At 73.6% G+C, this 12930-nt stretch carries 15 protein-coding genes; 7 read left to right on the top strand and 8 right to left on the bottom strand.

Features of this window, described 5'->3' with window-relative positions:
• Positions 1–12 precede the first annotated feature (12 nt).
• Both NNW99_RS38380 and NNW99_RS38375 read left to right on the top strand, forming a co-directional pair.
• Positions 13–1677, top strand: a complete 1665-nt coding sequence (locus tag NNW99_RS38380; RefSeq protein ID WP_215124021.1) for an alkaline phosphatase — start codon at positions 13–15, stop codon at positions 1675–1677.
• 55 nt (positions 1678–1732) lie between these two features.
• A complete protein-coding gene (locus NNW99_RS38375; RefSeq protein ID WP_215124020.1) occupies positions 1733–3100 on the top strand; it encodes an alpha-lytic protease prodomain-containing protein in 1368 nt (455 codons plus the stop codon).
• Between the two features lie 7 nt (positions 3101–3107).
• Here the strand turns inward: NNW99_RS38375 and NNW99_RS38370 are convergent, their stop codons facing one another.
• Genes NNW99_RS38370 through NNW99_RS38350 form a run of 5 tightly spaced genes read right to left on the bottom strand, consistent with a single transcriptional unit; the run spans position 3108 to position 6997 of the window.
• Positions 3108–4223: a serine hydrolase gene (locus NNW99_RS38370; RefSeq protein ID WP_215124019.1), complete on the bottom strand. Its 1116-nt coding sequence runs from the start codon at positions 4221–4223 to the stop codon at positions 3108–3110.
• Entirely contained in the window at positions 4220–5137 is a 918-nt protein-coding gene (locus NNW99_RS38365; RefSeq protein ID WP_215124018.1) for a hypothetical protein, read from the bottom strand. The genes NNW99_RS38370 and NNW99_RS38365 overlap by 4 nt, the downstream gene beginning before the upstream one ends.
• Positions 5134–6096 carry a hypothetical protein gene (locus NNW99_RS38360; protein ID WP_215124017.1) on the bottom strand — a complete coding sequence of 321 codons (963 nt, stop codon included), beginning with the start codon at positions 6094–6096 and terminating at the stop codon, positions 5134–5136. The genes NNW99_RS38365 and NNW99_RS38360 overlap by 4 nt, the downstream gene beginning before the upstream one ends.
• Positions 6093–6788 (bottom strand): hypothetical protein, encoded by a 696-nt coding sequence (locus NNW99_RS38355; RefSeq protein WP_215124016.1) that lies wholly within the window; start codon positions 6786–6788, stop codon positions 6093–6095. Before NNW99_RS38355 ends, NNW99_RS38360 begins: the two co-directional genes overlap by 4 nt.
• Positions 6789–6808: 20 nt before the next feature.
• Positions 6809–6997 carry a hypothetical protein gene (locus tag NNW99_RS38350; protein WP_215124015.1) on the bottom strand — a complete coding sequence of 63 codons (189 nt, stop codon included), beginning with the start codon at positions 6995–6997 and terminating at the stop codon, positions 6809–6811.
• Between the two features lie 207 nt (positions 6998–7204).
• Here NNW99_RS38350 and NNW99_RS38345 point away from each other — a divergent pair, with 207 nt between their 5' ends.
• Together NNW99_RS38345 and NNW99_RS38340 are read left to right on the top strand one after the other, a co-directional pair.
• Positions 7205–7738, top strand: a complete 534-nt coding sequence (locus NNW99_RS38345; RefSeq protein WP_215124014.1) for a DoxX family protein — start codon at positions 7205–7207, stop codon at positions 7736–7738.
• Between the two features lie 78 nt (positions 7739–7816).
• Positions 7817–8380 carry a hemerythrin domain-containing protein gene (locus tag NNW99_RS38340; protein WP_215124013.1) on the top strand — a complete coding sequence of 188 codons (564 nt, stop codon included), beginning with the start codon at positions 7817–7819 and terminating at the stop codon, positions 8378–8380.
• Positions 8381–8430: 50 nt separating this feature from the next.
• Here the strand turns inward: NNW99_RS38340 and NNW99_RS38335 are convergent, their stop codons facing one another.
• Together NNW99_RS38335 and NNW99_RS38330 are read right to left on the bottom strand one after the other, a co-directional pair.
• The gene (locus tag NNW99_RS38335; RefSeq protein WP_215124012.1) at positions 8431–9405 is read right to left on the bottom strand and encodes an NAD-dependent epimerase/dehydratase family protein; all 975 of its coding nucleotides are present in this window, start codon (positions 9403–9405) and stop codon (positions 8431–8433) included.
• A gap of 128 nt (positions 9406–9533) precedes the next feature.
• On the bottom strand, positions 9534–10064 hold the full coding sequence (locus NNW99_RS38330; protein ID WP_215124011.1) for a hypothetical protein: 531 nt from the start codon (positions 10062–10064) through the stop codon (positions 9534–9536).
• 258 nt (positions 10065–10322) lie between these two features.
• Here NNW99_RS38330 and NNW99_RS38325 point away from each other — a divergent pair, with 258 nt between their 5' ends.
• Together NNW99_RS38325 and NNW99_RS38320 are read left to right on the top strand one after the other, a co-directional pair.
• Positions 10323–10955 (top strand): hypothetical protein, encoded by a 633-nt coding sequence (locus NNW99_RS38325; RefSeq protein WP_215124608.1) that lies wholly within the window; start codon positions 10323–10325, stop codon positions 10953–10955.
• Positions 10952–11488 (top strand): hypothetical protein, encoded by a 537-nt coding sequence (locus NNW99_RS38320; protein WP_215124010.1) that lies wholly within the window; start codon positions 10952–10954, stop codon positions 11486–11488. The genes NNW99_RS38325 and NNW99_RS38320 overlap by 4 nt, the downstream gene beginning before the upstream one ends.
• 29 nt (positions 11489–11517) lie before the next feature.
• Here NNW99_RS38320 and NNW99_RS38315 read toward each other — a convergent pair whose 3' ends face one another.
• On the bottom strand, positions 11518–11841 hold the full coding sequence (locus tag NNW99_RS38315; protein ID WP_215124009.1) for a hypothetical protein: 324 nt from the start codon (positions 11839–11841) through the stop codon (positions 11518–11520).
• A 166-nt stretch (positions 11842–12007) separates the two neighbouring features.
• Between NNW99_RS38315 and NNW99_RS38310 the strand changes: the two genes are divergently transcribed.
• Positions 12008–12862 (top strand): fructosamine kinase family protein, encoded by an 855-nt coding sequence (locus NNW99_RS38310; protein ID WP_215124008.1) that lies wholly within the window; start codon positions 12008–12010, stop codon positions 12860–12862.
• Positions 12863–12930: the final 68 nt, after the last annotated feature.

Below are 12930 nucleotides of genomic sequence, written 5' to 3'. Positions count from 1 at the left end.
AGAGGACATCAGATGGCGCTGACGGGCCGTCGGAATGCACCGTCCGAGCATGCCTTCTCCCCGCACGACGCCGTACTGCGCACCGCGGCGCCGCACGTCGCCCGCCGCCGCTTCCTGACCGTCACCGCGGCGGCGGCGATGCTCGCCTTCAGCACCAACCGGCCGGCCCGCGGCGCCACCGCCGCTCCGGAACTCGACGCCGCCCGGGTCTCCGACGACCCCTTCACCCTCGGCGTGGCCTCCGGCGATCCGCTGCCCGACTCGGTGCTGCTCTGGACCCGGCTGGCCCCCCAGCCGTTCACCGCGGACGGCGGCCTGGGCCAGGAACGGGTCGCCGTCTCCTGGGAAGTGGCCCTGGACGAGTGGTTCGCGCTCGTCGAGCAGCGGGGGGTCGCCACGGCCCATCCCGAGTACGCCCACAGCGTGCACGTCGACATCAAAGGCCTGAGGCCGGACCGCCACTACTACTACCGGTTCCGGGTGGGCGACTGGATCAGCCCCACGGGCCGGACCCGTACGGCACCGGCCGCGGGCAGCGCCACCGCCGGCATGCGGCTGGCCGCCGTGGCCTGCCAGGCCTACCAGGACGGCTACTACACCGCCCACCGGCATCTGGCCGAGGAGGACGTCGACGCGGTGTTCCACCTCGGCGACTACCTGTACGAGTACCCGGTGGACTCCGCCGGCGGGGCCCGCCGCTACAGCGACCGCAAGCTGCCCGACGTGTTCAACCGCGAGACGGTCACCCTCGCCGACTACCGGCTGCGCTACGCGCTCTACAAGAACGACCCGGACCTGCGCGCCGCGCACGCCCGCCACCCGTTCCTCGTCACCTGGGACGACCACGAGACGGAGAACAACTACGCGGGCGCCTTCGACGAGAACGGCACCTCCCCGGAGCAGTTCCTGGCACGACGCGCCGCCGCCTACCGGGCCTACTGGGAGAACCAGCCGCTGCGCGCCGAGCAATTGCCGCAGGGCCCCGACGCCCGGCTGTACCGCCGGCTGAACTGGGGGTCGCTCGTCCAGTTCGACCTTCTCGACACCCGCCAGTACCGCTCCGACCAGGCCTACGACGACCGGCCGCACGCGCCGGGCACCGAGTCGGACGACCCGGCCCGCACCCTGACCGGAGCCACGCAGGAACGCTGGCTGCTGGACGGCTGGCGGGACTCCTCCGCGCTGTGGCACGTGCTGCCCCAGCAGGTGTGCTTCTCACAGCGCAAGTTCGACGTGAGCGGGCCGGCCCGGGTCTCCATGGACGCCTGGGACGGCTACCGCGGCTCCCGCGACCGGGTCACGGCGGGCGCGAAGGCCGCCGGCATCGACAACTGGATGGTCCTCACCGGCGACGTCCACGTCGGGTACGCCTTCGACATCAAGGACGACTTCGACGACCCGAAGTCCAGGACGCTGGGCACGGAGTTCACCTGCACCTCCGTCTCCAGCGGCGGCAACGGGACCGAGAAGCCCGACAACTGGGACACCTACCTGCGGGCCAACCCCCACATGAAGTACTACGACGGCCGGCGCGGCTATGTCCGCGTCGAGCTGGACCGTGCGAAGGCCCAGGTCGACTTCCGGACCGTCCCGTCCATCACCCAGCCCGGGGGCACCGTCTCGACGACCGCGTCCTTCGTCACGGAGGTGGGTTCGCCCGGCCTGAAGACCGCGTGAGACGCCCGGTTCCCGCAGTACCGCACTTCCACCGCGATCGAAGGAGACACATCGCATGGTCCACAGACACGCCGTGACCGGCCGCCGGGCGGCCCTGGCCGCACTCGGCGCACTCGTCGCCACCGGGCTCCCCTCCGCCGTGGCGGCCGAACCCGCGCCCCCCGCGGGCCCGCTGCCCTCGGCCGCCCAGACCCTGGGCGCCGACCGGCCGTCGGCCCCGATGCTGCGCGCCCTGGAGCGCGACCTCGGGCTGACACCGGCCCAGGCGTCCCGGCGGCTGGTCAACGAGGCGGAGGCGGGCACCCGTGCGGGGCGGCTGCGCAACGCCCTGGGCACCCGCTTCGCGGGGGCCTGGCTGCGCGGCACGACGGCGCAGGAGCTGGTGGTGGCGACGACGAACACCGCGGACGTGCCCGCCATCAAGGCCCAGGGCGCCAAGGCCGCCGTCGTGAAGAAGACGCTCCGGGACCTCCAGGCGGCGAAGAAGAAGCTGGACGGGGCGGCGGCCCGTGCCAACACCGGCGACACGCCCCTGTGGTACGTCGACATCCCGGCGAACCGGGTCGCGGTGCAGGCCCGGAGCAAGGCCGCGGCCGCCGCGTTCGTCAAGGCCGCGGGCCTCGACGCCAAGAGCGTGGGCGTCACGGTGACGGCGGAGCGCCCGCGTCTGCTGGCGGACCTCACCGGCGGCGACCCCTACTACATCAACGGCAGCGCCCGCTGCTCCATCGGGTTCTCCGTCACCAAGGGCCAGCAGCAGGGCTTCGCCTCGGTGGGCCACTGCGGCAAGAAGGGCGATACGACGACCGGGTTCGACCAGGCGCAGCAGGGCACGTTCCAGGCCTCCACGTTCCCCGGCAAGGACATGTCGTGGGTGGCCGTCAACGACCAGTGGACGGCGACGGCGAACGTGAAGGCCGAGGGCGAGCAGAAGGTGCAGGTCACCGGCTCGGTGCAGGCGCTCGTCGGGGCCGCCGTCTGCCGCTCCGGCTCCACCAGCGGGTGGCACTGCGGCAAGGTCGAGCAGCACGACGCCAGTGTCAGCTACGCCGAGGGCAGGGTGGACGGGCTGACCCGGACGACGGTGTGCGCCGAGCCGGGCGACTCCGGCGGGCCCTACGTCGCGGGCGTCCAGGCGCAGGGCGTGACCTCGGGTGGTACGGGCGACTGCAAGAGCGGGGGCACGACGTTCTTCCAGCCGATCAATCCGCTGCTCAGCGCCTTCGGCCTCACCCTGAAGACCGCCCCCGCCGCGGCGGCGGCACCGCAGGCCAACGTGGTGCAGACCTGGGCCGCCGGCCGTGTCTACGAGGCCGGGGCCACGGTGACCCACGGCGGGGTGCGCTACCGGTGCCTGCAGACCCACCAGGCGCAGGGCGTGTGGGTGCCCACCCGCACCCCGGCCCTGTGGCAGCGGGTGTGACGAGGAGTCAGTGCGGTCCGGCGCCGGCGCGGCACACGCCGTCGGTGCCGGGCCGGGCCCGCTGATCCTCCGTCAGCAGCCCGTACGCGGTGGCCAGGAACGGGTCGTGGCCCCGGAAGCGACGGGTGCACACCGCGGCCAGGGCCGTGCCGGTGTCGGGCCGGAAGCCCAGGAACGCCTGCTGGCCGAGGGTCGCGCCGCTGTGGAAGTACAGCGGTCCGCCGTCGGCCGGGTGACTGAACCAGGCGGTGGTGTGGACGTGCCGGTGCCCGATGCCCCGGCGGAGCACGGGCCGGCGCACCTCGTGCAGGGGCGCGGCCAGTCGGGGTGGTGCCCCGGCGGGGTCCAGATGGGCTTCGAGGAAGGTGAGCAGGTCGTGCGGGGTGGCCCGGACGGCACCCGCGGCCTGGAAGCCTCCGGCGTCGAAGGCGGGCACGGGTGACCGGCCGTCCGTGCCGTGTCCGAGTGCGTCGAGTCCGGAGCCGTCCGCGCGCAGGGTCGTGCCGTCCAGGCCGAGCGGGTGCAGGACCTGGCCGGTGAGCAGGTCCTCCCACGGTGTGCCGGTCGCGGCGGCGAGTGCGTGTCCGAGGACGGCGACGCCGTAGTTGGAGTAGCGCCATCGGGTGCCGGGGCGGTGGCGCGGCCGGTGACGCAGGAAGGCGTCGACGACCCGGTCGGCCGGGAAACGGCCGTAGGGGTTGGTGTGCCAGGCGGGCAGGGCCCGCCGGAGGAAGCCGGGCGGCAGGGCGGGCAGTCCGGAGGTGTGGGTGATCAGATGGGCGAGCGTCACCGGGTGGGGACCGGTGGGCCGCCCCCCGTCCAGGAGGGCGACGGCCGGTTCACCGCCGGACAGCGGCCCGGTGTGGATCAGCCGGGCCAGCAGCAGTCCGGTGAACGTCTTGGCGGCCGAGCCGATCTCGTACCGCAGGTCCTCTCGGGGAATCGGCGGAGGCGGGGCGGTACCGCCGCTCAGGACGGTGCGGCGGCCGTGCCGCGAGAGGGCGAAGACGACGTCCGGGGCGTCGGCCGCGGCGACGGCGTCCGCGAGCCGCGCGCCGAGTGGCCCGTCCTCCTGGGGAGGATCCGCCGACCGGGCGCGCGAGGCGGGCCGGCCGGTCGTCATGAGGCGTGTGCCAGGCGGGACAGGGAGCGGGAGGTGGCCAGTACGGAGGCGTAGGCGGCGACCAGGGTCGGGTGGTAGACGATGTCGAACACCTCGTCGGGGGCGCCCTCGGGCATCGTCCGCAGGGCCGGCATGGCACCGTCGGGCTGCTGTGCGGCGGCGAAGCCCTCCCAGGCCCTCTCGTCCAGGGTGGGGCGGGGCAGGCAGGCGTCGACCACCAGCAGTTCGCCGAGCAGGTCCCAGCGCTCCAGGTCCAGCCAGTCGTCGATCCAGACGGGCAGCCAGGTCGCGAGGTAGTCGGCGGTGGCGGGCGGCAGGCCGTCCGGGTTCTCTCCCCAGTCGGTCAGATGGAAGACGTTGTGCGTGACGTCGTAGGCGATGTGCCCTTCCACCGTCCAGGGTTCGGGGGTGCGGGCCAGCCAGGTGGTGTCGCGCAGTTCGGCCTCCGCAGGGCGGGGCGGGAGGCCGAAGCGGCGCTGGAACGCGGAGAGTCCGAGCCGCCGGGTGGGGGTCGCCTCGAAGGACACCCAGCTCTCCAGCCGGTGGTTCAGGGCGGCGGCCCGCTCCACCTCCGGCTGGCTGTAGCCGAGTTCCTTGAAGGGCAGGTACACCTCGAACGGGATGGGGGAGATCGGCTCCGTGAGCTGCCCGCGCACCAGCATGCGACCGCCGTCCAGCGTCTCGCGCCAGGCGTGGTCGAGGAGTTGCCGGGCGAGCTGCGCCTGGCGCGATCCCGCGACGCCCTCTCGGAACAGCACCTTGCAGATCATGGCGAGTTCGCCGATGGGTTTGAAGCGCTCCAGGAAGCCGACCTCCGGGTCGACGTCGGGTTCCAGCTCGAATCCGTCGCGGTGGGCCCACAGCCATTCCAGGGCGCCTGCTCCGACGTTGTGGATCAGGCGGGTGTCGGTCATCCCAGCACTCCTTGTCCGCCGGGCGGGTGGTGCGCACCCGCCCGTGCTCCGTCCTCGAGGCGCCCTGTGGTCAGGGTTGCCGCGAAGGCGGCCATGAGGGTGGGGTGGTAGTGGGTGAGGAAGTCCGGGCCGCCGTCGTGGTCCGTTCCGCCTCCTTGCTCCGGGATCGCGCCGGAGGGGTGCTGAACCGCCGCGACCCGGGCCCAGGCGTCCTCGAGGACGGCGGGTTCGGGCAGCAGGGGCAGGCTCGCCGCCACGGCCAGCAGTTCGCAGCCGAGGTCCCACATCCCGGCGTCCAGACAGGTGTCGAGCCAGGGCGGCAGCCAGTCGGCCAGGTAGCCGGCGACGTCCGGTGGTACGCCCCCGGGCCCGGCGCGTCCCCAGTCGGTGAGGTGGAAGACCACGTGGGTGAGGGAGTAGCCGGAGGACTGTTCGAAGGTCCAGGGCTCGGGCAGACCGGCCAGCCAGGTGTGCCGCAGCGCCTGCGGCATTCCGTCGGAGGGCCGGATGCCGCTGCGGGTCTCGGCGTTCAGGACGCCGAGCCGCCGGGTGGGCTCCTGCTCGGTGAGCCGCCAGCCGCGGGTGCGGGCCACCGTGGCGGTGGCCGCCTCGTAGCCGGGGTGCCTGAGGCCCGCCGCGGCCATGGCGGCGTACACCTCCAACGGGTAGGTGGCGAAGGGCTCCAGCCGTTGCAGGCGCACGAACAGCTCGCCCCGGCCGGTCTGCTGCCAGGCGAAGGTCATGAGGTCGGCCGCGCACGCGTGGAGTGGATCGGGGGGCGCGGTGTGCCGGGACACGGTCGCGCACACCTGGGCCAGTTCGCCGAGCGGTTTCCAGCTGCGGTTCACCTGTCCGTCGGCGGCCAGCGCGTCCTCGCCCAGCGCGAACTCCTCGCGATGGGCGGACACCCACGCCAGCGCGTCCTCGGCCACCTGCCGCGGCCCCCGTACCTCCCTCACACGAACGCTCCCGTCCGGGTCAGCCGCGCGGCCCTCAACTGCAGTGCCACGAGCGGGTCCTGGCCGCCCATCAGCTCCACGAAGTCCAGGCCGTTGTCGAGCCCCAGCGTCTTCGGTACGCCGTCCAGGAGCGTCAGCCAGCGTCCGGCACCGGCCGCCTGCCGCCAGTCGCGGCGGCGTACGGCGCGCACGAAGCCGCGGGCGACGTCGACCGGCCGGTGCACGGCGGCGCGGGCGACCGCGCTGTCCTCGCCGGGCAGGGCGAGGGCGGCCAGCACCGCGAGCTGGTGGGTCAGGAGCTGCCAGCTCGCGCCCTCCAGCCAGGCGGCGTCGGGTTCTTCGCCGGGACCGCCTGCGTGGCCCGGGTCGAGCCGCAGCAGGGTGCGTCGCATGGCCCAGTGGCTCCACGCGACGGTGGGGGCGGCCTGGGCGCCGGGCGGGTAGGTCTCCACGGCCTTGTGAAATACGGCGAGTTCGTCGGGCGGGGGCGGGGTGTGCAGAAGGGTGCTCGGCAGCAACGCGTCTGCTCCCAGCACCCGTACGGCGGCGAGGGCGAGTCCCTCCGCTTCCGGGTCGACCGCCACGGGGGCGGCCGCACGCGCGTGGTCTCCGCTCCGAAGAGCGGAGACCACGCCGGAAGCGAGGTCCTGCACCGCGTCCTGCAAGAGAGACGAAGTGCCTGACTGCTTCATGGTTGCTCCTGTCGGTCCACTCAACCCTTCTTGGGGCGCGGGGTGGGCGGCGACAGGAGGAGACCGAATCCGCCCTTGAACAGCGCGAGCGCGGCGCACTCACGGCTGTCGCGGTAGATCCCGTCGGTTTCCGCCGGGTCGAGTGCCGCCTCGATGTCGGCACTGCGGATGCCCGTCAGTTCCTTGGTGACCTTCTCGGTGGAAGTCATTGCACCATCTCCTTGGGGAAGCGGATGCTTCTCCTCTAGTGCACCTGATGCGGACAAATCATGCCAACTTACCCATGAGTTTATTTCGATCACATATTCAACATCCGGCGCACACGTATCAGCCCTGCGGGGCGAACCGGGTGCGTGCCTTCGCCCCTGGCGGGGAACCCGGCGAGCGGCGTACCCCACCGACACCTGGAGAGGGCCATGAGTCTGTTGCGTGTGCTCGGCCGCCCCATGCTGGCCTCGATGTTCCTGACGGGAGGCCTGAGTTCCGTCCGTGCCCCGGAGGACGTCGCCCCGGTCGCCGAGCCTGTCGTACAACCGGTCACCGAACGCGTCTCGGCGTTGCCCGACCGCACCGAGCAGGTCGTGCGGCTGAGCGGCGCCGTGCAGGTCGTGGCGGGCCTGATGCTGGCCACAGGACGCATGCCGCGTCCGGCCGCGCTGGCCATCGCGGCCACCCTGGTACCCACGACGCTTGCGGCGCACCGCTTCTGGGAGGCGGAGGACCCCTCGGAACGGGCCGAGCAGCGCATCCACTTCTTCAAGAACATGTCCATGCTCGGCGGGCTGCTGATCGCCGCCGACGACACCGGTGCCCGCCCCTCGCTGCTGTGGCGTGGCACCCATGCCGCGCGGGGACTGCGGCACGACGCGGGGCTGGTGCGCCGTTCCGTCCGCGCCACCGCCCGCCCGGCGGCCGCGGCCGGGTGGGTCCGGGCCAAGCTCCCCGTCTGAGCCGTCGGCGGTGCCGGTCCGGGGCCGCGCGTTAGCCCGTCCGTGGCCGGGGGGACCCGGGGGCTGGAGGTGACGGAGATGGGACACGGAGGAAACATCATCGACGAGCTGGTGACCGATCACCGCGAAGTCGAGGAGATGTTCGGCAGGATCGAGGCGCTGCCGTCCGGTCACCAGGACCGCAAGGTGTACGCGGACCAGGTCACGATCGAGCTGGTGCGGCACTCGGTGGCCGAGGAGGCCTATCTGTATCCGGCCGTACGCGAGCACGTGGCGGGCGGGGACGCCCTCGCCGACCGGGAACTCGCCGACCACGCGACCGCCGAGCGCATCATGAAGGTCCTGGAGGGCTGCGACCCGGGCGACGCCGACTTCGACCGGCTGATGGGCATGCTGATGAGCGAGATCCGCGCCCACCTCGCGGACGAGGAGCGGGCCCTCTTCCCCGCACTGCGACAGGCCTGTCCGATGGACACGCTCAACGAACTGGGCGACAAGGTCCGCAAGGCGAAGAAGACCGCCCCGACCCGGCCCCACCCGGCTGCCCCCGACAAACCCCCGGCGAACAAACTCCTGGCTCCGGGCACGGGCATGGTCGACCGACTGCGCGACGCGCTGACCGGACGCGGCAAGTTCGACTAGGGCAGCGGCCCGCGCGCCGGGATACGCCGGGCGCGGCGAGCCCGGGTGGGTCAGTCGGCCATCGCCGCCATCGCGTCCTCGCGGAACCAGGCGATCGCCCGCCGTAGCCCTTCCTCGGCGCGTACCTGGGGTTCCCAGCCGAGCTTGTCGCGGGCCAGTGTGATGTCCGGGCAACGTACGGCCGGGTCGTCCACGGGGCGGGCGACGGGGCGGATCTCGGAGGAGGACCCGGTGAGTTCGACGATCAGGCGCGCCAGGTCGAGCATGCTGATCTCGGTCGGGCTGCCGATGTTGACGGGGCCGCGCATGTCGTGGGCGGCCGCCGCCAGGACGCCGCGCACGGTGTCGTCGACGTAGCACAGCGAGCGGGTCTGCCGGCCGTCGCCGGTCACGGTGAGGGGCTCGCCCGCCAGGGCCTGCCGTACGAAGGCCGGCACCACGCGTCCGTCCTCGCCGCGCATCCCGGGGCCGTAGGTGTTGAACAGCCGCACGACGCAGGTGTCGGTGCCGTGGGTCTCGGCGTAGGCGGTGGTCAGCGCCTCGCCGAAGCGTTTGGCCTCGCTGTAGACGCTGCGCGGGCCGACGGGGTTGACGTTGCCCCAGTAGCGCTCGTCCTGGGGGTGCTGAAGGGGGTCGCCGTAGACCTCGGAGGTCGAGGCCAGGACGAAACGGGCGTCGGCGGAGTGGGCGAGGTCCAGGGCGTTGCGGGTGCCGAGGCTGCCCGTCTCCAGGGTGTGCAGGGGCAGCCGCAGGTAGTCCGCCGGGGACGCCGGGGAGGCGAAGTGCAGGACGAGGTCGGGCCGCTGCTTGACCGGCAGTTCCTCCGTGACGTCGGCCTGCACCAGCGTGAAGCCGGGCCGTTCGAGCAGCGGGGAGATGTTCTCCGGCCTGCCGGTGCTGAAGTCGTCCACACAGGTGACGGCGGCACCCGCGTCCAGCAGGGCCGCGCACAGATGGGATCCGACGAACCCGGCACCGCCCGTGACGACGGCGTGTTCCCAGCTTGGTGAGAGGGCGGTGGTCATGTCGGTCTCTCCTCCGTCGGCGGCGTGGCCACGCTCAGCGTCCGCCGCCCGTGCGGGCGGGGCACGGCCGTGTACGGCAAAGAGGTGAGTGACGGAGGGTGAGGGCCGGGCCCGTCCGGGGCGCCGGGTCAGGCGATGGGTGTGCGGCCCGGAGGGAGGCGGTCCAGGAGTTGTGAGTGGTGCAGACCGGCCACCGGGGCGAGCAGATCGGGGTGGCGCAGCAGGGCGGCGGCGCTGCGGTCGCCGTCGTCGGGGGTGAGGAGGCGGCGGAACTCGGCCGGTGTGCCGGTGCTGTGGCTGCCCTCGGCGAGCGCGGCCACGGCCCGCCCGGCCAGCTCCGGGTCGGTGAGGAGGCAGGCCGCCCAGCTCGCGACGACCTCGTCCACCCAGGTGCGCCAGGCGTGCGCGTCGTCCTCGTCGTCGTGTGCGGCCGCGTCGGCGCCGGTGACCCAGTCGAGCCGCGCGGAGCCGCCGGGGCCCGCCAGGCCGAGCAGGGCGGCGTCCGTCCGCGTCGGGTACCTGAGCCACGCCGCGACCGTCACGGCCTGCCGGGCCTGCACCTCGCACAGGGCGGAGGCCAGCGCACCGCCGGAGGCGGGGTAGGCGCGGGTCAGCCACTGGGCGGTCGCCGCGATGACAGGAGAGAGATCTGCTTGCACTGCCGGGCCGTTTCGCAGGGGTGGGGGAAGTGAGGGATCCGCTCGAGAGACCGTAGCCGCCGCCGTGCGCGCCCGGGCGTGACAAGGACCTCGTCCGTGACGTGGCCTCGGCCACATCGCCGGGGCCCGGACGGGAGAGGCCCTGTGCCGTTTCACCAGGAAGGGGCCGGGCACCCGGCCCGCGTGCTCTTCCACGGTCCCGGTGAGTCCGGCGAACCCAGTGGTCCGGCCGCCCGGCGTACCCGATCCCGGTCGCCGCTGCGCACCCTGCGCTTCGACGGCTGGATCGCGGGGGTCGGAACGGCGTCCGGCGCCCGTGTGGTGCTCGGGCACTGGGCCGAATCGCCGTTCGGGCCGTTCAGCGATGTGATGGTCGAGGAGCCCGGCGGGCAGCGGCTGCTGCTGGCGCCCTCACGGGAGACGGCGGACTTCGTGGCCGGCACCTATGTCTTCGACGAGGTACGGGTCGTACCCGTCGGGGTGCGGGTCACCGACCGGCGGCACTGGGCCGTCTCGGCGCCGCCGCTCGACCTGCGCTTCAGCACCGGCCGCAGAGGCCTTCAGGGCGTCGCGCTGCGGGCGGTGCCGGGCCCGATCGCCACGAGTCCCGCGTGGATCACGCTGTGGGACCGGCCCGCCCGGCTGCTGCTGGGCGCGCGCACCCACGGCAGCGCCCGGACCGGCCGGCACCAGTGGTACGGCGCCCGGGACCTGCACCCCGTCACCTCGGCCACCGTCACCTACGAGGGCGAGAGCCTCGGCGCCCTCGCCCCGGTCGAGCCGCCCGTGCGGTTCGGGCCCGGCTCGACGCCCCGAAGACCCTGCCTCGTACGCGTCACCACGCGGGTGGCCGTGGCACAGGGCCGGAGCAGAACAGGAGCAGTGCCATGACGGAACAGCGAGCGGACCCGCCGGGCGCACCGGGTGCTCCGGCCACGGACATGTCCCTGCTGGGCATCTACCTCAACGACCATCTCGCCGGTGCCACCGCCGGGACCGCCCGAGTCCGCTATCTGCTGCGCTCGTGCGGTGATCCGGCGCTCGCCGACGCCCTGGCCCCGATCGCCGACGAGATCGCCGAGGACCGGGCGAGCCTGCTGCACATCATGCGGCGGCTGGATGTCCCGGTACGGCGCTACAAGGTCTACGCGGGCCGGGCGGCCGAGCAGATGGGGCGTCTGAAGAGCAACGGCAGCCTGGTACGGCGGTCCCCGCTGAGCACGCTGTGGGAGCTGGAGGCGCTGCGCCTCGGCGTGGACGGCAAGACCGCGGTCTGGCAGGCACTGCGCGCCCTGGCCGGCACGGACCGGCGCCTCGACGCACGGCACCTCGACGACCTCGTCGAACGGGCCCGTCGGCAGCACACCTCACTGGAGGAACTGCGCCGCAGACAGGTCGACGTCGCCTTCCGCGAGACCACCTGACGCGCGGGCCCCGGAAGTGCGGGCCGGCTTCACCAGAACCGGCTGCTGAGGGCGGGCTGATGCGTCAGATCCACGGCGTCGCGCAGCCGCAGGGCGACGCTGATGGTGGCGCGCAGCGCCGAGGGACGTACGGTCTGGGCCGTCTCGGTGGCCAGGACCAGCAGACAGGCCGCCGCCTGCTCGACGACCGACACGGGGAGGGTGAAGTCGCTGTCGGCCGCCCCGCGGAAGGCCTTCAGGGGGATCGCGGCTCCGTCGATGGCCCGTTGCGCGGCCTGCTCCAGGTGCTGGGCGGTCTGTTCGCACACGGGGGCGGGCAGGGCGATGGTGCGCTGGAACGGTGAAGTCGTCATGACCCGACTGCTCCCCCGGCCGCGGCCTGTTCTGTCGGTGGGCGACGGGATTTCACCGTCCCGCGTGACCGGTGCCTGGCGGATGTCCCGGACTCGGGACGCTGAGGGACTCCGCCGCGACCGTACGCTGGCCGGAGACCGACCGCGGATTCGAGGAGGACCACCCATGACCGCCCGTACGGACGCCGCCGCCCGGCTCACCGGACAGGTGGTCAGCGGCGAACGGCCCCTGTCCGGGGGCCTCGCGGAGGTCACCCTCGACGACGGGCGGGTGGTGGTCGTCAAGCGTGCCGACGATCCGGGGGCGACGCGGGCCGAGGCGGCCGGGCTGCGCTGGCTGGCCGGTGCCGGGACGGTGCGGGTACCGGGCGTGCACGGTCACGACGGGAGCTGGCTGGTCATCGACCGGGTTCCGCAGGGACGGGCGAGCCGGGAGGCGGCGGACCGGTTCGGTCGTGACCTGGCCGCTCTGCACGCCGCCGGGGCGCCCGCGTTCGGCGCGCCGCCGCCGGACGGGCCCGCCGACGCGTACATCGGCCTCGCCCCGATGCGCAACGAGCCGGACACCGACTGGCCGCGCTGGTACGCCGCGCACCGTGTCCTGCCGTATCTGCGGCGGGCCGTCGACCAGGGCACCGTGCGCCCCGGTGAGGCGGCCGTCGTGGAGCGGCTGTGCGAGCGCCTGCCCGGGCTGGCGGGGCCGGCCGAGCCGCCTGCCCGGCTGCACGGCGATCTGTGGAACGGCAACGTGCTGTGGGGGTCCGACGGGCAGGTGTGGCTGATCGACCCGGCAGCGCACGGCGGGCACCGCGAGACCGACCTGGCGATGCTGCGTCTCTTCGGCTGCCCCCACCTGGATGTCGTGCTGGAGGGCTACCGGGACGAGGCGCCGCTCGCCGACGGCTGGGCGGACCGGGTCGGCGTGCACCAGCTCTTCCCGCTGCTGGTGCACGCCGTGCTGTTCGGCCGGGGGTACGCGGAACAGGCCCTCGGGGTGGCCCGTAGCGCCCTGGCGGAGTGACCGGCCGGGGGTCACCACGTGCCGTGGGGCGGGCCGGGTGTCACACGTGCGGGCGGCGGCCCCTCTCC

The organism is Streptomyces sp. CRCS-T-1, assembly GCF_024442335.1.
Taxonomy (GTDB): Bacteria; Actinomycetota; Actinomycetes; order Streptomycetales; family Streptomycetaceae; genus Streptomyces; species Streptomyces koelreuteriae.
Note: the sequence above shows the minus strand (reverse complement) of the source record. Positions and strands in the feature narration are given on the sequence as shown.

What these genes read in the sequence shown, in the direction of transcription:
- NNW99_RS38320 (WP_215124010.1), top strand. Translation starts at nt 10,952, where the DNA reads ATGACGGAACAGCGAGCGGACCCGCCGGGCGCACCGGGTGCTCCGGCC.
- NNW99_RS38375 (WP_215124020.1), top strand. Translation starts at nt 1,733, where the DNA reads ATGGTCCACAGACACGCCGTGACCGGCCGCCGGGCGGCCCTGGCCGCA.
- NNW99_RS38355 (WP_215124016.1), bottom strand. Translation starts at nt 6,788, where the DNA reads ATGAAGCAGTCAGGCACTTCGTCTCTCTTGCAGGACGCGGTGCAGGAC.
- NNW99_RS38370 (WP_215124019.1), bottom strand. Translation starts at nt 4,223, where the DNA reads ATGACGACCGGCCGGCCCGCCTCGCGCGCCCGGTCGGCGGATCCTCCC.
- NNW99_RS38315 (WP_215124009.1), bottom strand. Translation starts at nt 11,841, where the DNA reads ATGACGACTTCACCGTTCCAGCGCACCATCGCCCTGCCCGCCCCCGTG.
- NNW99_RS38340 (WP_215124013.1), top strand. Translation starts at nt 7,817, where the DNA reads ATGGGACACGGAGGAAACATCATCGACGAGCTGGTGACCGATCACCGC.
- NNW99_RS38365 (WP_215124018.1), bottom strand. Translation starts at nt 5,137, where the DNA reads ATGACCGACACCCGCCTGATCCACAACGTCGGAGCAGGCGCCCTGGAA.
- NNW99_RS38345 (WP_215124014.1), top strand. Translation starts at nt 7,205, where the DNA reads ATGAGTCTGTTGCGTGTGCTCGGCCGCCCCATGCTGGCCTCGATGTTC.
- NNW99_RS38350 (WP_215124015.1), bottom strand. Translation starts at nt 6,997, where the DNA reads ATGACTTCCACCGAGAAGGTCACCAAGGAACTGACGGGCATCCGCAGT.
- NNW99_RS38310 (WP_215124008.1), top strand. Translation starts at nt 12,008, where the DNA reads ATGACCGCCCGTACGGACGCCGCCGCCCGGCTCACCGGACAGGTGGTC.
- NNW99_RS38335 (WP_215124012.1), bottom strand. Translation starts at nt 9,405, where the DNA reads ATGACCACCGCCCTCTCACCAAGCTGGGAACACGCCGTCGTCACGGGC.
- NNW99_RS38380 (WP_215124021.1), top strand. Translation starts at nt 13, where the DNA reads ATGGCGCTGACGGGCCGTCGGAATGCACCGTCCGAGCATGCCTTCTCC.